This is a genomic window from Falsiroseomonas sp., assembly GCF_051860665.1.
GTDB lineage: Bacteria > Pseudomonadota > Alphaproteobacteria > Acetobacterales > Acetobacteraceae > Falsiroseomonas.
In genome coordinates this window covers 40,148-61,836 of sequence record NZ_JBHYDM010000023.1, presented here as the reverse complement: position 1 = coordinate 61,836, position 21,689 = coordinate 40,148, and the positions used below count along the sequence as shown (strand labels likewise).

The 21,689-nt window shown below is 71.8% G+C and carries 29 protein-coding genes; 18 read left to right on the top strand and 11 right to left on the bottom strand.

Annotated elements, in window-relative coordinates; all coding sequences use genetic code 11:
• Positions 1-178: 178 nt before the first annotated feature.
• On the bottom strand, positions 179-565 hold the full coding sequence (locus ACTIF1_RS19755) for a VOC family protein (protein WP_439598176.1): 387 nt from the start codon (positions 563-565) through the stop codon (positions 179-181).
• 178 nt (positions 566-743) lie between these two features.
• On the opposite strand from ACTIF1_RS19755, the gene rplM reads away from it, so the two are divergent.
• The 6 genes from rplM (at position 744) to ACTIF1_RS19725 (ending at position 4,745) form a co-directional block, all read left to right on the top strand.
• Positions 744-1,247: a 50S ribosomal protein L13 gene (gene rplM, locus ACTIF1_RS19750; protein ID WP_439598175.1), complete on the top strand. Its 504-nt coding sequence runs from the start codon at positions 744-746 to the stop codon at positions 1,245-1,247.
• Positions 1,248-1,249: 2 nt separating this feature from the next.
• Positions 1,250-1,756, top strand: a complete 507-nt coding sequence (rpsI, locus tag ACTIF1_RS19745) for a 30S ribosomal protein S9 (RefSeq protein WP_439598174.1) — start codon at positions 1,250-1,252, stop codon at positions 1,754-1,756.
• A gap of 133 nt (positions 1,757-1,889) precedes the next feature.
• Positions 1,890-2,849 carry an N-acetyl-gamma-glutamyl-phosphate reductase gene (gene argC / locus ACTIF1_RS19740; RefSeq protein ID WP_439598173.1) on the top strand — a complete coding sequence of 320 codons (960 nt, stop codon included), beginning with the start codon at positions 1,890-1,892 and terminating at the stop codon, positions 2,847-2,849.
• 12 nt (positions 2,850-2,861) lie between these two features.
• A complete protein-coding gene (locus tag ACTIF1_RS19735; RefSeq protein WP_439598172.1) occupies positions 2,862-3,389 on the top strand; it encodes a gamma carbonic anhydrase family protein in 528 nt (175 codons plus the stop codon).
• Positions 3,390-3,472: 83 nt separating this feature from the next.
• Entirely contained in the window at positions 3,473-4,048 is a 576-nt protein-coding gene (locus tag ACTIF1_RS19730; protein WP_439598171.1) for a hypothetical protein, read from the top strand.
• A gap of 235 nt (positions 4,049-4,283) precedes the next feature.
• On the top strand, positions 4,284-4,745 hold the full coding sequence (locus tag ACTIF1_RS19725) for a hypothetical protein (RefSeq protein ID WP_439598170.1): 462 nt from the start codon (positions 4,284-4,286) through the stop codon (positions 4,743-4,745).
• A gap of 91 nt (positions 4,746-4,836) precedes the next feature.
• Here the strand turns inward: ACTIF1_RS19725 and ACTIF1_RS19720 are convergent, their stop codons facing one another.
• Positions 4,837-5,043, bottom strand: a complete 207-nt coding sequence (locus ACTIF1_RS19720) for a cold-shock protein (RefSeq protein ID WP_439598169.1) — start codon at positions 5,041-5,043, stop codon at positions 4,837-4,839.
• A gap of 325 nt (positions 5,044-5,368) precedes the next feature.
• On the opposite strand from ACTIF1_RS19720, the gene ACTIF1_RS19715 reads away from it, so the two are divergent.
• The 6 genes from ACTIF1_RS19715 to ACTIF1_RS19690 all read left to right on the top strand — a co-directional run bounded on the left by ACTIF1_RS19715 (position 5,369) and on the right by ACTIF1_RS19690 (position 10,503).
• Positions 5,369-6,307 (top strand): metal ABC transporter substrate-binding protein, encoded by a 939-nt coding sequence (locus tag ACTIF1_RS19715; RefSeq protein WP_439598168.1) that lies wholly within the window; start codon positions 5,369-5,371, stop codon positions 6,305-6,307.
• Entirely contained in the window at positions 6,307-7,179 is an 873-nt protein-coding gene (locus tag ACTIF1_RS19710; RefSeq protein ID WP_439598167.1) for an ATP-binding cassette domain-containing protein, read from the top strand. Before ACTIF1_RS19715 ends, ACTIF1_RS19710 begins: the two co-directional genes overlap by 1 nt.
• Positions 7,180-7,306: 127 nt before the next feature.
• Complete coding sequence (locus tag ACTIF1_RS19705; protein WP_439598166.1) at positions 7,307-8,158, top strand: metal ABC transporter permease; 852 nt, start codon at positions 7,307-7,309, stop codon at positions 8,156-8,158.
• On the top strand, positions 8,155-9,000 hold the full coding sequence (locus tag ACTIF1_RS19700) for a metal ABC transporter permease (protein WP_439598165.1): 846 nt from the start codon (positions 8,155-8,157) through the stop codon (positions 8,998-9,000). Before ACTIF1_RS19705 ends, ACTIF1_RS19700 begins: the two co-directional genes overlap by 4 nt.
• Before the next feature lie 55 nt (positions 9,001-9,055).
• A complete protein-coding gene (gene mntR, locus ACTIF1_RS19695) occupies positions 9,056-9,553 on the top strand; it encodes a manganese-binding transcriptional regulator MntR (RefSeq protein WP_439598164.1) in 498 nt (165 codons plus the stop codon).
• Positions 9,550-10,503, top strand: a complete 954-nt coding sequence (locus ACTIF1_RS19690; protein ID WP_439598163.1) for a sterol desaturase family protein — start codon at positions 9,550-9,552, stop codon at positions 10,501-10,503. The genes mntR and ACTIF1_RS19690 overlap by 4 nt, the downstream gene beginning before the upstream one ends.
• A gap of 4 nt (positions 10,504-10,507) precedes the next feature.
• Here ACTIF1_RS19690 and ACTIF1_RS19685 read toward each other — a convergent pair whose 3' ends face one another.
• The 7 genes from ACTIF1_RS19685 to ACTIF1_RS19655 all read right to left on the bottom strand — a co-directional run bounded on the left by ACTIF1_RS19685 (position 10,508) and on the right by ACTIF1_RS19655 (position 14,506).
• Positions 10,508-10,717 (bottom strand): DUF4170 domain-containing protein, encoded by a 210-nt coding sequence (locus tag ACTIF1_RS19685; protein ID WP_439598162.1) that lies wholly within the window; start codon positions 10,715-10,717, stop codon positions 10,508-10,510.
• A 131-nt stretch (positions 10,718-10,848) separates the two neighbouring features.
• Positions 10,849-11,187, bottom strand: a complete 339-nt coding sequence (locus ACTIF1_RS19680) for a hypothetical protein (protein WP_439598161.1) — start codon at positions 11,185-11,187, stop codon at positions 10,849-10,851.
• Between the two features lie 93 nt (positions 11,188-11,280).
• Positions 11,281-12,204 (bottom strand): LysR family transcriptional regulator, encoded by a 924-nt coding sequence (locus ACTIF1_RS19675; RefSeq protein WP_439598160.1) that lies wholly within the window; start codon positions 12,202-12,204, stop codon positions 11,281-11,283.
• 93 nt (positions 12,205-12,297) lie between these two features.
• Positions 12,298-12,774, bottom strand: a complete 477-nt coding sequence (locus ACTIF1_RS19670) for a M23 family metallopeptidase (RefSeq protein ID WP_439598159.1) — start codon at positions 12,772-12,774, stop codon at positions 12,298-12,300.
• A gap of 62 nt (positions 12,775-12,836) precedes the next feature.
• Complete coding sequence (locus tag ACTIF1_RS19665; protein WP_439598158.1) at positions 12,837-13,124, bottom strand: glycine zipper domain-containing protein; 288 nt, start codon at positions 13,122-13,124, stop codon at positions 12,837-12,839.
• Between the two features lie 17 nt (positions 13,125-13,141).
• Positions 13,142-13,600: a Rap1a/Tai family immunity protein gene (locus ACTIF1_RS19660; protein WP_439598157.1), complete on the bottom strand. Its 459-nt coding sequence runs from the start codon at positions 13,598-13,600 to the stop codon at positions 13,142-13,144.
• 135 nt (positions 13,601-13,735) lie between these two features.
• Positions 13,736-14,506, bottom strand: a complete 771-nt coding sequence (locus ACTIF1_RS19655; protein ID WP_439598156.1) for a DUF3750 domain-containing protein — start codon at positions 14,504-14,506, stop codon at positions 13,736-13,738.
• A 103-nt stretch (positions 14,507-14,609) separates the two neighbouring features.
• Between ACTIF1_RS19655 and ACTIF1_RS19650 the strand changes: the two genes are divergently transcribed.
• Both ACTIF1_RS19650 and ACTIF1_RS19645 read left to right on the top strand, forming a co-directional pair.
• The gene (locus tag ACTIF1_RS19650) at positions 14,610-15,398 is read left to right on the top strand and encodes an SDR family NAD(P)-dependent oxidoreductase (protein WP_439598155.1); all 789 of its coding nucleotides are present in this window, start codon (positions 14,610-14,612) and stop codon (positions 15,396-15,398) included.
• Between the two features lie 11 nt (positions 15,399-15,409).
• Positions 15,410-16,207, top strand: a complete 798-nt coding sequence (locus tag ACTIF1_RS19645) for an alpha/beta fold hydrolase (RefSeq protein ID WP_439598154.1) — start codon at positions 15,410-15,412, stop codon at positions 16,205-16,207.
• 1 nt (position 16,208) lies between these two features.
• On the opposite strand, the gene ACTIF1_RS19640 is transcribed toward ACTIF1_RS19645, so the two are convergent.
• A complete protein-coding gene (locus ACTIF1_RS19640; RefSeq protein ID WP_439598153.1) occupies positions 16,209-16,856 on the bottom strand; it encodes a hypothetical protein in 648 nt (215 codons plus the stop codon).
• 77 nt (positions 16,857-16,933) lie between these two features.
• On the opposite strand from ACTIF1_RS19640, the gene ACTIF1_RS19635 reads away from it, so the two are divergent.
• Positions 16,934-17,650 carry a cytochrome b/b6 domain-containing protein gene (locus ACTIF1_RS19635; RefSeq protein WP_439598152.1) on the top strand — a complete coding sequence of 239 codons (717 nt, stop codon included), beginning with the start codon at positions 16,934-16,936 and terminating at the stop codon, positions 17,648-17,650.
• Between the two features lie 23 nt (positions 17,651-17,673).
• Here the strand turns inward: ACTIF1_RS19635 and ACTIF1_RS19630 are convergent, their stop codons facing one another.
• The gene (locus ACTIF1_RS19630; RefSeq protein WP_439598151.1) at positions 17,674-18,126 is read right to left on the bottom strand and encodes a cytochrome c; all 453 of its coding nucleotides are present in this window, start codon (positions 18,124-18,126) and stop codon (positions 17,674-17,676) included.
• Positions 18,127-18,282: 156 nt separating this feature from the next.
• Here ACTIF1_RS19630 and ACTIF1_RS19625 point away from each other — a divergent pair, with 156 nt between their 5' ends.
• The 3 genes from ACTIF1_RS19625 to ACTIF1_RS19615 are packed head-to-tail and all read left to right on the top strand — an operon-like array spanning position 18,283 to position 21,663.
• Positions 18,283-19,281, top strand: coding sequence for a Bug family tripartite tricarboxylate transporter substrate binding protein (locus ACTIF1_RS19625; RefSeq protein WP_439598150.1), 999 nt, complete (start codon positions 18,283-18,285; stop codon positions 19,279-19,281).
• Positions 19,282-19,316: 35 nt separating this feature from the next.
• The gene (locus ACTIF1_RS19620) at positions 19,317-20,909 is read left to right on the top strand and encodes a GMC family oxidoreductase (RefSeq protein ID WP_439598149.1); all 1,593 of its coding nucleotides are present in this window, start codon (positions 19,317-19,319) and stop codon (positions 20,907-20,909) included.
• 13 nt (positions 20,910-20,922) lie between these two features.
• Complete coding sequence (locus ACTIF1_RS19615; protein ID WP_439598148.1) at positions 20,923-21,663, top strand: SDR family NAD(P)-dependent oxidoreductase; 741 nt, start codon at positions 20,923-20,925, stop codon at positions 21,661-21,663.
• Positions 21,664-21,689: the final 26 nt, after the last annotated feature.

Below are 21,689 nucleotides of genomic sequence, written 5' to 3'. Positions count from 1 at the left end.
GAGGCCGGCCTCCGCCAGGGCGGCGCAGCGTTTCGTGCCGCGGCCGGGTGGCGGGGGGCTAAGCCGCGGCCGTGAAAGTGCAAGCGGATCGCTTCGCCCGCGAACCGGCGGCAGGCCCGGCGGGTGAGGCGCCCAGCGCGAGGGTGGTGCGGATGAGGCGCGACCCGCCCGCTGGCGGTCATTCCGGCAGGTGGCAGACGCAGCAAAGCTTGTTGCCATCCGGGTCGCGCAGATAGGCGCCGTAGAAGTCGGGGTGGTAGTGCGGCCGCAGTCCGGGCGCACCTTCCTCCCTTCCGCCCTGGGCGAGGCCGGTGGCGTGGAAGGCGCGGACGGTGGCGCGGTCCGGCGCCTCGAAGGCGAGGGTCACGCCATTGCCGGGGCTGGCCGGGCGGCCATCGATCGGGCGCATCAGCCAGAATTGCGGACTGGACTCCGGATTGGCGGCATAGCCGGCCTCGCCTTCGGCGGTATGGAAGCGGGTAAGGCCAAGGGGCCCGAGCAGCGCGTCGTAGAAGGCGCGGGCGCGGGCGAAGTCATTGGTGCCGAGCGTGGCGTGGCTGAACATGGGTCGGGGCTCCTCTCCTCCGTCCCTGTCGTGGCACAGCGCGGCTTGATGCGTCTTGCGGTCCTTCCGGAGATGGCGGTATCCCGATACCGCCATCCAAAAACCCCGGTTTGCCTTGACTTTCCGGGTGCGCGGCCGGATAAGGCGCGCCAGACCGATACCCGGAATCACGAAGCAGATGCTTACTCGGCAAACCACCTCCATCAAGCCGGCGGAGGTCACCAAGAACTGGGTGCTGATCGACGCGGAGGGCCTGGTGCTCGGCCGCCTCGCCAGCCTCATCGCCAACCGCCTGCGCGGCAAGCACAAGGCCACCTTCACCCCGCATGTGGATTGCGGCGACCATGTCGTCGTCATCAATGCCAAGAAGGTGAAGGTCACCGGCCAGAAGGCCGACCAGTCCGTCTTCTACTGGCACACCGGCTATGCCGGCGGCATCAAGGGCCGCACGGTGGGTGAGCGCCTGGCCAGCCCGCATCCCGAGCGGGTGCTGGAGAAGGCGGTGGAGCGCATGATCACGCGCGGCCCGCTCGGCCGGGCGCAGATGCGCAACCTGCATGTCTATGCCGGGCCGGAGCATCCGCATGCCGGCAATACCCCGGTCGCGCTGGATGTCGGCGCGCTGAACCGCAAGAACGTCTTCGGCGCCCCCGCGAAGGCCGCCGCTGGTAAGGCTGCCTGAGCATGAGCGAGACCGAATCCCCCCGCACCGGCGCCTCGCTGGCGGAACTGAAGGACCTGGTTGCGGCCGCCGGCGGCCCCGCCGCCGAGCCGGCGGCGATCGCCGCCCCGAAGCGTGACGCCCAGGGCCGTTCCTACGCCACCGGCCGCCGCAAGAACGCCATCGCCCGCGTCTGGGTGAAGCCGGGCAAGGGCAAGATCGAGATCAACGGCAAGCCCTCCGCCACCTATTTCGCGCGCCCCGTGCTGCGGATGCTGATCGGCCAGCCCTTCCTGGTGGCCGACCGCGACCAGCAGTTCGACGTCTTCGCGACGGTGACCGGCGGCGGCCTCTCCGGCCAGGCCGGCGCGCTGCGCCACGGCATCTCCCGCGCCCTGACCTATTACGAGCCGGGCCTGCGCGGCATCCTGAAGAAGGCCGGCTTCCTGACGCGCGACTCGCGCGTGGTCGAGCGCAAGAAGTACGGCAAGGCGAAGGCCCGCCGATCCTTCCAGTTCTCCAAGCGCTGACGCCGGGCGGACCGGGCGTCACGCCCGGCCCGCATGGCTGGTTATCCGAGAGGGGCAGGTCCGCAAGGGCCTGCCCCTCTTGCTTTTTCGGCCGCCGGAGGGCGGCATGGCTGCGATCCGAGGGAATACGAACATGGCCAAGGGACCCATCCCCAGCGTCTTCATCGATGGCGAAGCCGGCACCACCGGGCTGCAGATCCGCGAGCGCCTGGCCCGCTTCCCCGGTATCGCGCTGCGCTCCATCCCGGATGAGCAGCGCAAGGACCCCGCGGCCAAGCGCGCCCTGATGGCGGAGGTGGACCTGGTGGTGCTCTGCCTGCCGGATGCCGCGGCCAAGGAAAGCGCGGCCATGGCGGCGGGCCTCGGCGCCGATGCGCCGAAGCTGATCGATGCCTCCACCGCGCATCGGGTGGACCCCGACTGGGTCTATGGTTTTCCCGAATTGAACGCGGCGCAGGCGGAAGCCGTGGCCAGGGCCATGCGGGTGGCCAATCCCGGCTGCTACCCCACGGGCGGCATCGCGCTGCTGCGCCCGCTGGTGGAGGCCGGGATCCTGCCCGCGGACTATCCCGTCACCGTCAATGCCGTCTCCGGCTATTCCGGCGGCGGCAAGTCGATGATCGCGGAATTCGAGCCGGCCCGCACCGCCGCGCCCTTCTTCCTCTATGGGCTGAACCTTGAGCACAAGCATGTGCCGGAGCTGCAGAAATACAGCGGTCTCTCGCGGCGGCCGATCTTCGTGCCCTCGGTCGGCGATTTCGCCCAGGGCATGCTGGTCTCCGTGCCGCTGCACCTGGACCTGCTGAACGGCAGGCCGGGCCCGGCCGATCTCGAGGCCTGCCTGCGGAGCGCCTATGCCGGCAGCGGCTGGGTGCGGGTGGAGGCGGCGGATCCCAAGGCGCGGCTGGCGCCGGAGGAGCTGAACGGCAGCAATTTTCTCGAATTGCGCGTCTACGGCAATGCGGCGGCCGGGCAGGCGGTGCTGGTGGCCAAGCTCGACAATCTCGGCAAGGGTGCCTCGGGCGCCGCGGTGCAGAATATCGGCCTGATGCTGGGCGTGGATGTCACCGCCGCGCTGCCGCTGGCCGCCTAGGGAGAGACAAGAATGACCGGCCCCGTAATCCCCTTCGAGGACAAGTCCCCAAAGATCCATCCGGAGGCCTGGGTGGCGCCGACCGCCATCGTCATCGGCGATGTCGAGATCGGCGAGGACAGCAGCATCTGGTACCACTGCGTGCTGCGCGGGGACACCAACCACATGCGCATCGGCGCCCGCACCAATATCCAGGATGGCAGCGTGCTGCACCTGAATGCGGGTGCGGAGCCGCTGATCATCGGCGACGATGTGACGGTGGGCCATGCCTGCATCATCCATGCCTGCACGCTGAAGAACCGCGCCTTCGTCGGCATGGGCGCCACCGTGCTGGATCGCGCGGTGATCGAGGAGGGCGGCATGCTCGGCGCCGGCGGCATGCTGCCGCCGGGCAAGGTGATCGGCTCGAACGAGCTCTGGATGGGCAGCCCGGCCAAGCTGGTGCGGGTGATGTCGGCCGAGGAACGCGCGAAGTTCGATCGCACCGCGCCGAGCTATGTGGCGCTGGCCAAGCGCCATCGGGCGAGCCTCGCGCGGTAGGGAGGCGGGCGCGCGCTCAGGCGTGACTTGGTGGGGCACCGCGCGCGCCCCATCTGCCGGGACTCTGAATGAGGCCACCCCGCATGCGCCACCCCCTTGCCGCCCTGGCCCTTCTGCTGCTGGCCGGCGGCTGCACGCCGATGCCGCCGCCCGAATCCGTGGCCCTGCCGGCCAGCGCGCAGACCGCCGGCGCCGGCGACCCCACCAGGGGCGCCATCCTCGCCTCCTCCTATGCCTTCGCCACGCCGGCGCGGCTGCAGGGCCAGCCGGAGGCGGCGGCGCGGGCGCTGGCGCAGCTCGAATACCTCACGGTGGAGCTGGGCCAGGGTGGCGCCTGGCGGGACATGCATCCGCTGGTCGGGCTGGAGCTGCGCCAGGCGCGGGCGGAGGCCCGCCAGGCACTGGGTTTCCGGGCCGATGCCGCGCCGCAGGTGGCGGTGGATGCGCTCTATGGCACCGCCGCGGCCCTGGGCCAGGGCAACCGGGCGGCGGCCCTCGCGACGCTTGCGCCCCTGGCGCCGCCCGGGGCGGCGGAGCAGGCGCTGGCGCGTCTGTCGGAGCTGCCGCCGCTGCCCCGCGCCGCCTCCGCCACCGCCCTGGCGCGGGATGCACTGAACCGCCGCGACAATGACCGGGGGCAACGTGACCGCATCTTCTAGCCGGCTGCGAAAACTCAGTGGAAAAGCCCTCTCCCCCACTTCTTCTGGGGGAGAGGGTGGGGTGAGGGGGATGTGCAAGCAACCGAAGTCGCTCACGACCTTCGCGCCACCCAAACCCTCTCCCCCCTGCGGCTGGAGAGGGCTTGTTCCGCAGCCTGCCAGGCTTCTTCCGCTGCTTCTGCTGGCCGCCTGCGCCGGTCCGCTACGGCCGCCCGAGGCCGAGGTGCCGCTGGCCATGCCCGCCGGGGCGGGCGATCCGGCCCGTGCCGCCGTGCTGGCCGCCGCCCCGGCCTTTGCCGATACCGCCGCCCTGGCCGGACGGCCGGCGGAGGCGGCGCGGCAGGCGGCGCGGCTGGAATGGCTTGCCTCCTCCCTGGTGCAGCGGCCGGACTGGCGGCGCGCGACTCCGCTGCTGGGCCCGGCGCTGGAGGAAGGGCGGGCGGAGCTGCGCAGCGCGCTCGGCGTGGCGGAGGCGACGCCGCCCGCGGCCGTCGCCGCGGCCATGCTGCACGCGGCGGCGACGCTGGATGCGGGCCAGGCCGGGCAGGCCGCCGCGGCACTGGATCCGGTCTCGGCGGGGCAGGGCCAGGCGGTCGTCAGGCGGCTGGCCGCCCTGCCGCCGCTGCCGCGCGCCGCCCGCGCCACCTCGCTCGCGCAGTCCGAACTGATGAATGACGGCCGCTGGGACGTGGACTGAGCGGCCCTTGACGCAAAACGGCCCCGCTGCGCTGGGCAGCGGGGCCGCTGGAAGGCCTTGAAGCGCTTGCCCGGCAAACCGGGCAGGCGGATCAGACGCGCTTCAGGTTGCCGGCAGATTCCTTGCCCTGCTGGCCGCGCTGGATCTCGTATTCGATCTTGTCGCCCTCACGCGGGTCCTGCAGGCCGGCGCGCTGGACGTCGGAGATGTGCAGGAACACGTCCTTGGAGCCGTCCTCCGGCTGGATGAAGCCGTAGCCCTTGGTCGCGTTGAACCACTTCACGGTGCCGATCGGCATGTTGCGTATCCGTTCTTTAAGAGTAGGCCACAGCGCGACATTGCACCGTGGATCACGCTGAGGGGAAACGGACACACGGCTCGGCGCTCACGGATGAGCAGGAAGAGCAGGCCGAACCAAACGACGTTGACCGGACTGATATGGCGGCTGCCGTCCCGCATTGCAAGCACGGCGTGAATCGGGCGGGCCGGGTGCTCGCGCGGACGGCATCGGGCAGCCCCTTGTCGCAGCTGTAGCCAAGGCTACATACTGACGGTCAGGCCAGATGTTCAACCACCGACGACATCCATTCATCGTCCATTCGTCGACGCGCCAAGGGGATGCCATGACCGGAGCCGCCACCCGCCGCCGCCTGCTGGCCGCCACCCTCGGGATCGCCAGCCTGGGCGCCCTCGCCGCGCCGGCCGTGCGCGCCCAAGGACCCGCACCTGCGCCGAAGCGCGTGGTGGCCACCTTCACCGTGCTGGCCGACATGGCCCAGAACGTGGCCGGGGAGGCGGCGCTGGTGGAAAGCCTGACGCGACCCGGCGCCGAGATTCACGACTATTCGCCGACGCCGCTGGATGTGGTGCGCGCCCGTTCCGCCGACCTGGTGCTGTGGAACGGCATGGGGCTGGAGCGCTGGTTCGAGCGGTTCTTCAGCCGCGCCGGCAATGCCCGCCAGGCGGTGCTGACGGAGGGGATCACGCCCATCGGCATCGGCGAGGGGCCCTATCTCAACCAGCCCAATCCGCATGCCTGGATGTCGCCCCGCCTGGCGCTGGTCTATGTCGAGAATATCCGCAAGGCGCTGGCCGATCTCGACCCTGCCAATGCCGCCACCTATGCCGCCAATGCCGCACGCTACGCCGACCAGATCCGCGCCGTGGATGCGCGCCTGCGCGAAAGCCTGGCGCGGCTGCCGGCGGATCGCCGCGTGCTGGCCACCTGCGAGGGCGCCTTCAGCTACCTGACGCAGGACTATGGCCTGCGCGAGGCCTATCTCTGGCCCATCAACTCCGAGGATGAGGGCACGCCGCGCCAGGTCCGCGCCATGATCGACACGGTGCGCCGCACCCGCGTGCCGGCCGTGTTCTGCGAGAGCACGGTGAACGACCGCCCGATGCGCCAGGTGGCGCGGGAGGCCGGCGCCCGCTACGGCGGCGCGCTCTTCGTGGACAGCCTGACGGCGGAGGACGGCCCGGCGCCGACCTATCTCAAGCTGCTGGAGGCCAATGCGGAGATCATCCTGCGCGGCTTCTTCGGCAGCCAGGCCGCCCGCTGATGGATGGCGGGGATCTGCCGGGACTGATGGTGCAGGGCGTCACCGTCACCTATCCCAATGGCCACCTGGCGCTGCGCGACGCCAGCTTCGCGCTCGCCCCCGGCACGGTCTGCGGGCTGGTGGGCGTGAATGGCAGCGGCAAGTCGACGCTGTTCAAGGCCATCATGGGGCTGGTGCGGCCAGGTGCGGGCAGCGTGCGCATCGGCGGCGCGCCGGTGCAGGCGGCGCTCAAGCGGAACCTGGTCGCCTATGTGCCGCAGGCGGAGGAGGTGGACTGGTCCTTCCCCGTGGGCGTGCGCGACGTGGTGATGATGGGCCGCTACGGCCATATGAACATGCTGCGCATTCCCCGCGCCGCCGACCGCGCCGCGGTGGATGCGGCACTGGCCCGCGTCGGCATGCTGGAACTGGCGGAGCGGCAGATCGGCGAATTGTCCGGCGGCCAGCGCAAGCGGGTCTTCCTGGCCCGCGCCCTGGCGCAGGGCGGCCAGCTGCTGCTGCTGGACGAGCCCTTCACCGGCGTCGACGTGACCACCGAGGACGCCATCATCGACCTGCTCAAGGCCCTGCGGGACGAAGGCAAGATCGTGCTGGTCTCGACCCACAACCTCGGTTCCGTGCCGACCTTCTGCGACCATGTGGTGCTGGTGAACCGCACCGTGCTGGCGGCGGGCCCGACGCCCGAGATCTTCACCGGCCCGAACCTGCTGCGCGCCTTCGGCGGCGCGCTGCGCCAGCACAGCCTGCCCGAACAGGCCAAGGCCCATGCGCCGCTGGAGGCGGGGCATGTGGTGGTGCTGTCCGACGACGAGCGGCCGCTGGTGATGGCGCCGGACGGGCGGGTGCTCGGCCGGTTGACGCAGGATCTGTGAGGGTGCGCGGGACGGATGCCCCCACCCCGACCCTCCCCCGCAAGCGCGGGGGAGGGGGTCCGCTGCTCCCTCCCCCGCAAGCGCGGGGGAGGGTCGGGGTGGGGGTCAGCGCCCCCGGAGCCGCCCCATGACCGAACTCCTGATCCCCTTCGAATACGACTACATGCTGCGCGCCATGGGCATCGCCGCGCTGGTCGGCGCCGTGGCGGGCCTGCTGTCCTGCTACGTCGTGCTGAAGGGCTGGTCGCTGATGGGCGACGCACTCAGCCATGCCATCGTGCCTGGCGTGGTGCTGGCCTGGCTCGGCGGCATTCCCTTCGCCATCGGCGCCTTCGCCTCCGGCATGCTGGCGGCCCTCGCCATGGCGGGGCTGCGCGGCCGCACCCCGATCCGGGAGGATGCGGTGATCGGCGTGGTCTTCACGGGCTTCTTCGGCCTCGGCCTGTTCCTGCTCTCCGTCTATCCGTCCAATGTCCGGCTGCAGACCATCATCTTCGGCAATGTGCTGGGCATCGCGGATGCCGACATCGTCCAGATGGCGATCATCGCGGCGGTGGTGGCGCTGGCGCTGGCCATCTGGGGGCGGGACCTGATGCTCTCGCTCTTCGATCCGGTGCAGCTGGTGGCGGCCGGTGGCAGCCCGGGGCGGATGCGCGTGCTGCTGCTGATGCTGCTGGCGGCCACCGCCGTCGCGGGCCTGCAGGCGGTGGGCGCGGTGCTGGTCATCGGCATGCTGGTGACGCCGGGCGCCACCGCCTATCTGCTGGCCGACCGCTTCGGCCGCATGGCGGCGATCGCGACCTGCATCGGCGCCTCCACCGGCCTGGCGGGCGCCTATGCCAGCTACTTCCTCGATGGCTCGACGGGCGGCAGCATCGTGGCGCTGCAGGCCGCCATCTTCGTCCTGGTGCTGGTCTTCGCCCCCAAGCACGGCATTCGCGCCAGCCGTCGCGCCGCCGCCGCGGAGACCGCCGCATGATCGAGGCCTTCCTCGCGCCCTGGCAGCACGGCTTCATGATCCAGGCCCTGGCCGTCGGGCTGATGGTGGCGGCGCTCTCCGCCATCCTGTCCTGCTTCGTCGTGCTGAAGGGCTGGTCGCTGATGGGCGATGCGGTCAGCCATGCCATCCTGCCCGGCGTGGTGCTCGCCTGGCTCATCGGCATTCCGCTGGCGATCGGCGCCTTCGCCGCCGGCCTCGCCTGCGCCATCGCCTCCGGCGCCATCCGCGCCACCTCCCGCATCAAGGAGGATGCGGCCATGGGCGTGGTCTTCAGCGGCATGTTCGCGGTGGGCCTGATCCTGCTGTCGCAGGTGCGCTCCGAGGTGCATCTCTCCCACGTCCTCTTCGGCAGCATCCTGGGGATCGAGGCGGAGGATTTCTGGACCACGCTCGGCATCGCCAGCGCCGCGCTGCTGATCCTGGCGCTGCGCGGGCGGGACCTGGTGCTGTTCTGCTTCGACCCCGGCCAGGCGCGCATCGCGGGCCTGCATGTCGGGCGGCTGCGGCTGCTGCTGCTGACGGTGCTGGCGGCCAGCATCGTCGCCGGCGTGCAGGCGGTGGGCGTCATCCTGGTGGTGGCGCTGCTGATCACGCCGGGGGCCATCGGCATCCTGATGGCCGACCGCTTCGGCCGCATGGTCTGGGTCGCGGTGGCCAGCGCCTGCACGGCGACCGTCATCGGCATCCAGGTCAGCTTCATGCTGGATGCCTCCACGGCCGGGTCCATCGTGCTGGCGCTCTCGGCCATCTTCGTCGCCGCGCTGCTCGCCTCCGCCCGCCACGGGCTGCTGCGCCGCCGCAGGGCTGCCGCGCCGGGCTGAAATGTAGCCTATGCCACAAATTGGCACCGAACTTCCGCGGTGCTAGGTTCCCCCCATGACCACGGCCGAGTCCAGCGCGGACGATTCCCTTCCCGACCCCGCGCCCGAGGGGGCGGATGAGGCCGCGCGCCATGCCTCCGCCCGCACCGCCCGCGCCGCCGCCCTGGCCGAGGATTATGTCGAGATCATCGCGGACCTGCTGGAGCGCGATGCCGAGGCGCGGCCCACCGATATCGCGCGGCGCCTCGGCGTCACCCATGCCACCGCCATCAAGACCATCGGCCGCCTGAAGCGGGATGGCCTGGCGCATTCGAAGCCCTATCGTGGCGTCTTCCTGACCGAGGCGGGGCATGAGCTGGCCCGCCGCGTCCGCGCCCGCCACCAGACCGTGGTCGCCTTCCTGGCCGCCCTCGGCGTGCCGGCGGAGATCGCGGAGGCTGACGCCGAGGGCATCGAGCACCATGTGAGCGACGCGACGCTGGCCGCCTTCGAGCGTTTCCTGCTGGCCACGGCGGGCGGGCCCGCGGCGCCTGTGGGGACGACCGCGCCATGATCGACCTGCTCGACGCCATCCGCGCCCATGTCCACGAGGCCTGGGTGATCCCCGCCCTCTACGACCTGGGCCTGATGGCCTGGGAGGAGGAGGCCTTCGACTGGCTGGGTTTTGCGCTGCTTGGCCTGGTGCAGATCGCCGTCTGCATCGTGCTTTGCGGGACACTTGAAAAATGGCGGCCGGTGGAGCGCTGGGACGACCATGGGCCGGTGCGCACCGATATCCTCTACACGCTGCTGATCCGCCTCGGCATCCTGCCGCTGGCGGTCTTCGTGCTGTTCCGCCCGCTGCAGGTCTGGCTGCACGGCACCATCGTGGATTTCGGCGCGGTGCCGCCGACGCTGGAATCGCTCTTCCCCGCGCTGCGGGAGGCGCCGCTGCTGGCGCTGGCCGTCTATATCGTGGTGCTGGATTTCGGCGAGTACTGGCGCCACCGGCTGCAGCACGCGATCCCCTGGTGGTGGGAGCTGCATGCGGTGCATCACGCGCAGCAGCAGATGACCTTCTGGACCGATGACCGCAACCACCTGGCCGATGACATCATCGCCGCCATCTGGCTCGGCCTGCTGGCGCTCGCCATCGGCGTGCCGCCGGCGCAGTTCCCGGTGATCGTCCTGGCCACCCGCATCGTCGAATCCCTGTCGCACGCCAATGCGCGGCTCAGCTTCGGGCGGGTGGGGGAGCGGCTGCTGGTCTCGCCGCGCTTCCACCGCGCGCATCACGGCGTGCAGGCCACCGATGTGCAGGGCGTGAACTACGGCGTGCTGCTGCCCGTCTGGGACTGGATCTTCGGGACCGCCGACTGGAACCGGCGCCACTACCCGGCCACCGGCGTGCCGGGGGCCGATCCCGCGATCGTCTCCGGCGGTTTCTGGGCGCAGCAGGTGGCGGGGCTGCGCGCCGCGCTGGGGCGCCTTCGGCCGAGGGCGAAGCGGCAGCCCGAAGGCTGAACCGTCAGGCCTTGATGGGCGGCTTCGCCAGCATCACGAAAAGCCGGTGCGTCGCGATATCCACCTTGCGGCGCATGTGGTCCTGCCAGGCGCGATTGGCGGTCGCCTCGTCCGGATAGGGGCCGTGCAGCTCCTCCGTCCCCGGCTCCAGCACGGTGAAGCTGGTATCCGTGAAGATGCCGCCCCAGACGATCCAGACCTGCCGCTCGCTCATCATCCATTCCTCGCGTCATGCCGCAGCGCAGCATTAAAGTGTTTTCGGCCCGGGCGGTATCGCCCGGCGGTCGAAAACACCGCGAGGATAGCCGGCCCGCCTTCACCAGGGGTGAAGACGGGCGGCGGCGCTCAGCGAGCCGTGCCGCGGGCCCGGCGCATCATGTCCACCATGCCGGCGGGCACATAGACCGTCTCCTGCGATTCACCGGATCCGATGGTCAGCGGCACATAGCCGGGGCGGGGGGACTGGGCGAAGATGGCGTCGAAATGCACCACCCGCACATCCATGCCGGTGGGGTCCGTCACCATCACCCGGCCGCCGCCCACCAGCGTGCCCTGGCCCATGGGGCCATAGTCCACCATCATGTTCTCGCCCGTGCCGGTCACCCGCGGATAGCTCTGGGCCATGGCGGCGGGGACGACCAGCAGAAGGCTCGCGGCCAGGAACATCGTGCGGCGCAGCGTCATCGGACTCTCTCCTTCTTGGCGGCGCGGCAAGGGCCGGCGCCTGGGGGAGACTTCCGGATGCGGCCGCGCCGGCGCAGCCTTCATGCGCCGCCGCTATCGGAACAATGCGCGCGGCGCATGGGGCTGGTCATTCGCCGCCGGCGTGGTGAAGCGGGTGCGGCGCAGCGCCTCGACGAAACGCGCCAGCGGGCCGGACCAGCGGCGGCCGGCCACCGTCACCAGGCAGACCTGGCGGGCCAGCGGCGCATCCTCCACCGGCCGCAGCACCAGCCCCGCCTGCACCGCGCTGAATTCCGGCAGGAAGCACACGCCCATGCCGGCGGCCACCAGGCACTGGATCCAGTCCTCCCGCTCGCTGCGGCAGGCATGCACCAGGCGGGCGCCCGCCGCCGTCAGGTGGCTGCCCAACACGTCCCGATGCTCGCAATTGATGCGGGAGAGGTAGGTCTGCCCGTCCATGTCGCGCATCGCGATGGCCTTGCGCTGCGCGAAGGGGTGGCCCGGCGCGCAGGCCACCAGGAAGCGCTCGGCATAGAGCGGCTCCGGCTTCAGCCGTTCGTGGAAGGCCTCCGGCTGCACCATCAGCGCGGCGTCCAGCTCCCCCTGCAGCAGCAGCTCCGCCAGCCGGTCCGGCGTCGCATCCGCCAGGCTCAGGTCGATCCCCGGCTGCGCGTCGCGGAACCGCCCGAGCAGCGGCCCGAAGCGCGCGGGGCCGAGCGAGCACATGATGCCGAGGCGGAGGTCGGAGCCCTGCAGGCGCAGGTGCAGCGCCGCCTGCTTGCGGACGGAGCGGCTGCGCGCGACGATCTCCTCGATCCGCGGCTGCACCATGCGGCCGAGCGCGGTCAGATGCGTGCTGCCGCCCTCCCGCACGAAAAGCGGCCCGCCGAGTTCCTTCTCCAGCTTCTGGATGCCGCGCGTCAGGGTGGGCTGGGTGACGCCGCACAAAGCCGCGGCGCGGGTGAAGTGCAGGGTCTGGCTGGCCGCCAGGAAATAGCCCATCTCGCGCAGCTCCATGCCCGTGCTCCCTCCACGGCGCCGCGCCGGGTCAGGCAGGCTTCGCCGGGGCCGGGTGGATGGTTTCGCGGCCCAGCAGGCAGCGGGCGGGGGTCAGCCGCAGGGGGCGACCGGCAGGAAGGGGGCGGGGTCCACCGGCTGGCCGCCCACCACCACTTCGAAGTGCAGATGCGTGCCGTAGGTGATGCCGCTGCGGCCGATGCGGCCCAGCCTTTCGCCGCGCGCCACGCGCCGGCGGCCGCTGGCGATCGCCGGGGCGACGCTGCCGAGATGGGCATAGCGGGTGGCGAAGCCGCCCTCGTGCCGGATCTCCACCTCCAGCCCCGCCGCACCGCGCCGCCGGACCGCCACCAGCTGGCCCGCGGCCGCGGCCGTCACCCAGGCGCCGGCCGGCGCCGGCAGGTCGATGCCGCGATGGTTGCGGGAGGCGCGCGGCCCCGCATCGCGCCTTTCACCGAAGGGGGAGGAGATGCAGGCCGCGCCGAGCGGAAGGGCGAGATCGCCTGGCGCGGGCTGGGCCGCCGCCGGCGCGGCCAGCAGCAGCCAGGCCAGAAGGAAGGGACGTCGCACGAGACCTGCCACCATGGGGGTGAGGGGCCTTTGCCGCCCCTCGCCCCCTGCTGGCAAGCCGATCAGCGGCGGTAGCCGTCGCCGCGATAGCCGCCCCGATAGCCGCCGCGGCCGCGACGGTCGTCGTAGCGGGGCTGCGACTGGTCGTAGAGATAGCCGCCCGCGCCGCCGACACCGGCGCCGAGCAGGGCGCCCAGCCCCGCATTGCCGCTGAAGGAGCCGAGCACGCCGCCGACGGCGCCGCCGCCCAGCGCGCCGGTCGCAACCCGCTGCTGGGTCTGGTTGAGGTCACCGCAGGCCGAAAGGCCCAGCCCGGCGACCAGGGGGAGAACAAGGCGCAAGGCGCGCATGATGGGGGTCCTTTCGCTCAGCGGGACGGGCGGTTGCGCATTGGCGGGGCGGCCGGCGGGCAGGGGAACTGCGCCTGCGCGTAGCGCAGGAAGCCATCCAGCGCCGGCTCGTTGGCGTAGCGCGGATTGGCGCGCGCCCAGGCGGCGAAGCCGAGGCCCGTCTCGGCGATGCTGGGGCCCGCGCCCGGCACGCAGAACAGCGGCCGCGCCGGGCCGCCGGCCGGGTAGAGCAGCGCGTGATACTGGCCGGCGCCGGTCAGGAAGCCCTGGCAATAGGCGATCGCCTCGAAGCGCCGCATGCCGCGGACCTGCGGGTCGCAGACCTCGGCGAGGTCCGAGACGGTCTGCACATGATCGGTGACGCTGGGTTCGCGGTCCGGGCCGCCCGGTCCCTGGCGGGGACCCTGGGCCAGCGCCGGGGCGGCGGCCAGGGAGGCTGCCAGCCCCAGCAACGCGGCTGTTGCCACAAGGCGCATGTCGTTTCCTTCCTTCGGAAGTGGAGTCGAAGACTCTGCCGCGGCGGAGGCCTTCCGAAGGCGGACCGCAAGCATCCTGGTGGCAACGCCCGGGCGCCGCGCCGCGTTCCATGCGGGAGCAGATCCACCTGCCCTTTACGGCAGGGCGGCCGCGGCCTCCGGTACCGGATCCAGCCCGAGCCGCCCGAGGCCGGGCAGTTTCAGCGCCGGGCGCCGCAGGTCGAGCCCGGCGACGGCGCCCAGGATATTCACCTCGATCCCCTCCACCCAGCCGAGCGTCAGCCCGGCATAGCCGCCCAGCGTCAGGCGGATGCCGGTGCCGGATCCGGTGGGGCGCAGCCAGCGCCCGTCATGGGGAAAATCCTTGCCGATGGCATTGGGCGGCAGCGCCGCGGGCAGTCCCGGCACCGCCTCCATCACCGCGGCCACGAAGGTATTGGAATTGGGGCCGGGCCAGACCCGGTAGTCGCCACGATTGCGCCAGGCGTAATCGGCGATGGCCGCCTGCATGCGGGGAATCATGGCCTCGGCCTCCGGCCCATCGGCCGCGAAGACCAGCTGCGGCGCCCGGCCAAACCAGCGGCCATCGGCGGCAAAGCCGTTCACCCGGATCGGGTCGCCCCAGGCGGTATAGTCGTAGCGCGTATAGGCATCCGCCCCCTCCGGCTTCAGCACCACCCAGCTATGCACCGCGAAGATGCCGCGCCAGCGCACGGTGGGGGCGGCGAAGATCCGCACCACCGCCTCCGGCTTCTCGGCGGCCGGGGGCAGCAGACCGGCACTGCCGCGGTCGGCGGTCTGCCAGCCCGGGCCCACGCCGTTCCACTGGTAGATGGCGGCGGAGATGCCGAGCGGCAGCAGGAAGAAAAGGGCGAAGAGGAGGAGGGCGGTCTTCAGGATCGGCATCTTTTTTCCAGTTTGGGTGCCGCCGGTGCTTCCGCAAGCTGGCCCGGTTGACAGCGGCGCGGGCTGCCCGCCACTGGGGGCGGGGGAAACGGAAGGGCATGGGATGGAACTGGGCCTGAGGGGCAGGAGGGCGCTGGTCACCGGCGCCTCCATGGGCATCGGCCGCGCCATCGCGCGGGAGCTGGCGGCGGAGGGCGTGGCGGTGGCCATGCTGGCGCGCGGCGCGGACCGCCTGGCGGAAGCCGCCGCCGCCATCGCCGCCGAGACCGGCAGCCGCACCCTGCCCATCGCCGTGGACCTGGTGGATGCGGCGGCGCTGGAGGCGGCGGTGGCGCAGGCGCAGGCGGCCCTCGGGGGCATCGACATCCTGGTGAACAATGCCGGCGCCACGCCGATGGGCCGGATTGCCGAAAGCGACGATGCCACCTGGCGCAAATCCATCGAGCTGAAGCTGATGGGCACTATGCGCTGCGCCCGGCTGCTGGTGCCGCCGATGCGGGCGCGCCGCTGGGGGCGGGTGATCAATATCATCGGCCGCTCCGGCCACCAGCCGCGCGCGACCTATATCGTGGGCTCCAGCGTGAACGCCTCGCTGCTCAGCTTCACCCATGCGCTGGCGCAGGATTGCGCGCCGGACAATGTGCTGGTGGTGGGGGTGAATCCAGGCCCCATCGCGACCCCGCGCTGGGATGCGCTGGTGGCGCAGGGCGCGGCCGGCAGCGGGCGGGACCCGGCGGCGGAGAATGCGGCGGCCATCGCCTCCGTGGCCCTCGGCCGGCTCGGCACGGCGGAGGAGGTTTCGGGCCTCGTCGCCTTCCTCTGCTCCGATCGCGCCGGCTTCATCACCGGCACGAACATCGACATCGACGGCGGCGGCACCCGCTGCATCTGAAGGTTTTCCGAATGCCCCATTTCGAGGTCTCGCCGGGCGTGAGCCTGCACTACACGGTCGATGACTTCACCGATCCCTGGCTGCCGGCGCCCACCGTGCTGCTGCTGCACGGCCTGGCCGAAAGCGGCGAGGCCTTTCGCGCCTTCGTGCCCGCCCTGGCGCGGCAGGCGCGCGTGGTGCGGCTGGACCTGCGCGGCTATGGCGGATCGACGCCGATGCCCGAGGACCATCCCTGGCGCTTCAACCAGCTGGTGGCGGACGTGGTGGCGCTGATCGGCCATCTGGGCGTGGCGCGCGTGCATCTGGTGGGCGGCAAGATCGGCGGCACCATCGCGCTCGCCGTCGCCGCGCGGCATCCGGAGCTGGTGGAGAAGCTGGCGGTGCTGGGCGGCCCGGCCTCGCTGACCAATATGGCCGGGCGCACGCCGGGCTGGCGGGCGCAGATCGCGGCGGAAGGTGTGGCGGCCTGGGTCGCCGCCTCCAATGCCGGGCGGATGGGCACGCGCATGCCGCCCGCGGCGCTGGACTGGTGGACGCGGATGATGGGCCGCACCGCCTCCTGCACGCTGCAGGGCTTTCTGCAGATGGTGCCGGGCGTGGATGTCACGGCGGAGGTTTCGCGCATTCGAGCGCCGACGCTGGTGGTGACGACCACCGGCAGCGGCCTCGGCTCGGTGGACGAGGTGCGGGAATGGCAGGAACGCATCGCCGGCTCCCGCCTCGTGGTGCTGGAGAACGACAGCTACCACGTCGCCGCCTCCGACCCCGATGCCAGCGCGGCGCTGGTGCGGGATTTCCTGTTGGGCTGAGTCAGCGGCGCGGCCAGGGCAGCAGGGCGGCCAGCGGCAGCAGGGCGAGGCCCCAATCCAGCGGCGTGCCGCGCGCCAGCACCGGCAGGGCGGCGAGTGCGGCCAGCGCCGCGGCGAAGGGCAGGACGGCCGCAAGGCCGGGGCGTGGTCCGGCCAGGGCGCCGATACTGGCGCCCAGCAGCACCAGGGCGAGAAGCGCCGCCGGCCCCGGCGGCCCGGCGAGCGCCAGCCCGGCCCAGAGCAGCGCCGCCGCCAGCACCGCGCGCGCCCCGCGCAGCCGCAGCGCCAGCAGCGCATGAAGCGCAACCAGGGCCATCACCGGCGCGGCCTGCGCCAGGTCGGCCCCGGTGCGCGGCGCGCCGCCCATCCACCAGCCCGTGCCCAGGGCCCCAAGCCCCGCCAGCAGCCAGGGCGGTGCCCTGCGCCAGAGGCTCAGCGCGGCCAGCAGGAGGATCGCCAGCGCCAGCGGCGGCAGGCGTTCCGGCAATTGGCGTGGGGAGGCCGACAACCCGCCCAGCAGCCAGATCCAGCCCACCACCAGCCCCGCCCCCAGGGCAACTGCGCCAAGGGCCGCAAGGCGCCCCCCCGCCAGGGCCAAGCCGGCGGAGACCAGCAAGGCGAACAGCGCCGGCATCGCCTGGTCCATCATGTCGCGTCACCATCCGAAACTTGCGACGGCGCGCCGGCCCGGCCTAAGCCGCATCGTTGCCACCCCGAGGAGCGCCGATGGCCCGCGAAGCCACCCCCTTGCCGGGCACCCGCCGCCTGAAGGTCTGGGACCCATGGATCCGCCTGGTGCATTGGAGCATCGTCCTGCTGATCCCGATCTCCTGGTGGTCGGCGGAGACGCATCGCTTCGACCTGCATGTGCTCTCCGGCTACGCCATGCTGACGCTGCTGGTCTTCCGCATCGCCTGGGGTTTCGTCGGCAGCCATACCGCGCGCTTCCGCAACTTCCTGGCCTCGCCACTGGAGGCGGTGCGGCATCTGGGCCATTTCCGGCGACGCCAGGCGGCGGTCGAGATCGGCCACAATGCGGCCGGCGGCTGGATGGTGCTGGTGCTGCTCGGCCTGCTGCTGGCCCAGGCGGTGAGCGGACTCATGGCCGACGACGAGATCTTTACCCGGGGGCCGCTGGCGCGCGCTGTCGATTCCTCGACGAGTGCCTTGGCGACATCGATCCACCTGCGGGTCTTCTGGGTGATCGTCGGCGCGGCGGTGCTGCATATCCTGGCGATCCTGCTCTATCGCCTGGTGCGCAAGCAGAATCTGGTGGGGCCGATGATCACGGGCGCGCTGCGGCTGCCCGTGGTCTATCGTGGGCCGGTGCCGCGGATGGGCAGCAACTGGCTGGCCGCCGCGCTGCTGGCCCTGGCGGCGGCTGGCGTCTGGGCGCTTGTCACCTGGGGCTCGGCCCAGGGCAGCGCCAGCGCCTTCGGGTGAGGGGCGGGTCGCCCCCCTTTTCGTCAGCGGGCGCGGAACTGCTGGTGGCAGGCGCCGCAGGTGCCGCCGGTGGTGCGCAGCAGGTCGGGGGAGATGCTGCCCGATTCGGCCGCCGTCTTCAGCGTGGCGAAGGCCGCCACCATGGCGGTGGCACGGGTCTGGAAGCCGGCGCGATCGGCGTCGATGGCGGCCAGGGCGCGGGTCTGCCCGGGATTCGTGCCCTGCGGCTGCGGCGGGGTCAGGCTGGCGGTGGGCACCAGGTCCGGAAGGGTCTGGATGAAGGCGGACATCGCCTCGATCCGCGGCACCAGGGCGCGTGTATCACCGCGCGATTGCACGGTGGCGGCCACCGCCTCCATCCCCTGGCCCAGGCCGCGCAGCCCGGCGCGGCGATCCGCGATCACGTCCTGCGCCAGGGCACTGCCCGCCATGCCCAGCGCCACAAGCGCGCCTGCCGCCATCGTCCAACCACGCATGCCTTGATCCTCATCGATCGGGGTGAGGCGAAACTGGCAGCAAGCTGACAGAAGCGCAACGATGGCGCGAAGGCCGTTGCATTTGGTCATGTGACGGTTGCGCTGGCGGCGCGCCGGCGCGAGGCTGGCGGCCAAGAAGACCTGGGAGGATCAAGAATGTTGCGACGCAGCCTGCTCGGCATGGCTTTGGCGGCGGGGCTGGCCACGGGATTTTCCCCGGGGGCCTGGGCCTTTCCGGACCGGACCATCAACTTGGTCGTGGGCTTCGCCCCCGGCGGGTCCACCGATATCACCTCCCGCCTGCTGGCGGACCGGCTGGGGCCGGCGCTCGGGCCGAATGGCCGCGTGGTGGTGGAGAACCGCCCGGGTGCGGCCGGCATCATCGCCAGCGACTGGCTGCGCCGGCAGGCGCCGGATGGCCATGTGCTGATGCTGGTGGAGGCCTCCTCCCACGCCCTCGCCCCGGCGGCCATCGTCGGCGGCACGCGCTACGACCCGATCGCGGACTACACCCATATCGCCATCGTCGGCAGCGGGCCGATGATCCTGGTGGCGCAGCCGAACCTGCCCGCGGCCACGCCGCAGCAGATGGTGGCGCGGATGCGGGAGGGGCAGGCGGAACAACTGCCCTTCGCCTCCTCCGGCGTCGCCTCCATGCCGCATCTGTCGGGGGAGATGTTCGCCCATGCCATGGGTCTCGGCGGGCGCTTCCCGCATGTGCCCTATCGCTCCGGCGGGCTGATGGTGGAGAGCATCGCCAAGGCGGAGACGCAGTGGGGCGTGGCCGTGCTGGCCTCCGCCGCCGGCCAGGTGCGGGACGGGCGGGTACGCGGCATCGCCGTGACGGGGATGGAGCGCTTTCCCGCCTTCCCCGATATCCCCACTTTGAACGAGACGGCGCTGCCCGGCTTCGACCTGGAGAACTGGTTCGCCGTGATCGGCCCGCCCGGCCTGCCGCAGCCGGTGGTGGCGCAGCTGAACGCCGCGATCCGGGAGGCGCTGGGCCAGGCGCAGCTGCGGGAGCGCCTGCTGACGGCGGGTGTCGCGCCCTGGACGCGGCCCAATAGCCCGGCCGATGCGACCGCATTCTTCCGCGCGGAGCTGGCGAAATTCCAGCAGGTGGTGGCGCGCACCGGGGTGAAGCTGGAGCCGTAGAGTCGGTCTGCGATACGGGAAGGGACGTCCGGCCGATGCAGGCGGGGGAAGTGGCGGATATCATCGTCATCGGCGGCGGCTCCGCCGGCTGCGTCGTCGCCGCGCGGCTGTCGGAGGATCCCGGCTGCCGCGTGCTGCTGCTGGAGGCCGGGCCGCCGGACCGCGACCCCTGGATCCGCCTGCCGATGGGCTATGCGAAACTCTACGGCACCGGCCGCTACGATCCGCGCTTCATGACGGAGCCGGAGGCGGCCTTGGCGGGGCGCTCCATCCATTGGCCGCGCGGCCGCGTGCTGGGCGGGTCGGGCTCCGTGAACGGCCTGGTCTTCCTGCGCGGCAGCCCGAATGACTATGACCGCTGGGCGCAATCCGGCGCGCGCGGCTGGGCGCATGCGGATGTGCAGCCCTTCTTCCGCAAGCTGGAACGCTGGGAGGGGCCGCCCTCGGAGACGCGCGGCACCGATGGCCCGATCCGCGTCAGCGAACCGAAGCGCCTGGCGCCGGCGGCGAGGGCCTTTGTGGATTCCTGCGTCGCCGCGGGCCTGCCGCGCTTCGGCGATGTGAATGCCGGCGGGCCGATCGAGGGCGCCGGGCCGATCCAGCTGAATGTCGGCAACGGTTTTCGCTCCTCCTCCGCGCGCACCTATCTGCACCCCGCGATGCGGCGGCCGAACCTGCGGGTGGAGACGGGCATCACCGTCCAGCGAATCCTGTTCGAGGACGGCCGCGCGGTGGGCGTGCAGACAGGGCAGGGGGTGTCCCGCGCGTCTCGGGAAATCGTGCTGAGCGCGGGGGCGATCGAATCGCCGAAACTGCTGATGCTGTCAGGGATCGGCGATGCGGCGGCGCTGGCGGAATTCGGCATCGCGAGCGTGGCGCATAGCCCCGATGTCGGCCGCAACCTGCAGGACCACCTGATCTCCAAATTCATTTTCCGCACAAAACCCTGCGGGACGTTGAACGAGATCCTGGGCAGCAATCTGCGAAAAGGCGCCATGGGGCTGGACTGGCTGCTGCGCCGCAGCGGGCCGCTGGCGATCGGCGCGGGCGAGGCGACCGCCTTCGCGCGCATCACGCCGGGGGCGGAGGAGGCGGAGGCGCAGATCCTCTTCGTGAATTTTTCCACCTTCGACTACAGCAAGGGGCTGCATCCCTTCCCCGGCGTGATGTGGAATTACGGCCCCTGCCGGCCGGACAGCCGCGGCTGGCTGACGCTCGCCTCGCCCGATCCGGCGGACAAGCCGGTGATCCGGCCGAACTATCTGGACCATCCGAACGACCTGCGAGTGATGCTCGGCGCCGCCCGCCTGTCCCAGCGCATCGCCGCCAGCGCGCCCTTCTCGCAGTTGATCGAGGAGGAGCTGCGCCCCGGCCCGCAGGGCGACAGCGATGCGGCGCTGGAGGCGAATATTCGCGCGACCGCCGGCACCGTCTTCCACCCCTGCGGCACCGCGCGCATGGGCACGGATAGCCGCGCCGTGCTCGACCCCGAATTGCGGGTGCGGGGCGTGACGGGGCTGCGCGTGGCGGATGCCAGCGTCTTCCCGCTGATCCCTTCCCCCAATATCCAGCCCGCCGCCTTGATGGTGGGCGAACGCTGCGCCGATTTCATCCGGCGCGCCGCATGAGGAAACGAGACGCATGAGTGACCGCAAGACCGCCCTGATCACCGGCGCGGGCCGCAATATCGGCCGCGCCGTGGCGCTCGCCTTGGCCGGGGACGGCTTCAACGTCGTCATCAACGGCTCCTCCGACCGGGCGGCGGCCGAATCCGTGGCGGCGGAGGCGAAGGCGCTGGGCGTGCAGTCCCTGGTCGCCATGGGCGATGTCGGCGACCCCGCCGCCTGCGGCCGCATCGCCGCCGCCGCACTCGGCCAATTCGGCGCGGTGGACGTGCTGGTGAACAACGCGGCGCTGCGCCCGGCCAAGCCCTTCCTGGAGACCACCGCCGAGGATTGGCGCCGGGTGATGTCGGTGGACCTGGAAGCGGCCATCTGGCTGTCCCAGGCCTGCCTGCCGGGGATGCTGGAGCGCGGCTGGGGGCGGATCGTGAATTTCACGGGGATGAATGCCATCCACGGCTATGCCGGGCGCGCGCCGGTCTCCGTCTCCAAGCACGGGCTCTGGGGGCTGACCAAGTCGCTGGGCAAGGAGTTCGGGCCGAAGGGCATCACGGTGAATGCCATCTCGCCGGGGCCCATCGCGGCGGATGACGAGGACGACAATCCCTCGGAGTACCGCCAGAAGATGGTGGCGCGCGTGCCGGTCGGCCGCATGGGGCAGCCGCGGGAGGTGGCGGCAGCCGTGCGCCTGCTGGTCTCGGCGGATGGGGGGTTCATCAACGGCCAGATGCTGCAGGTGAATGGGGGGACGGAGACCTAAGCGCCATTGGCGTATTTTTCTTGCCC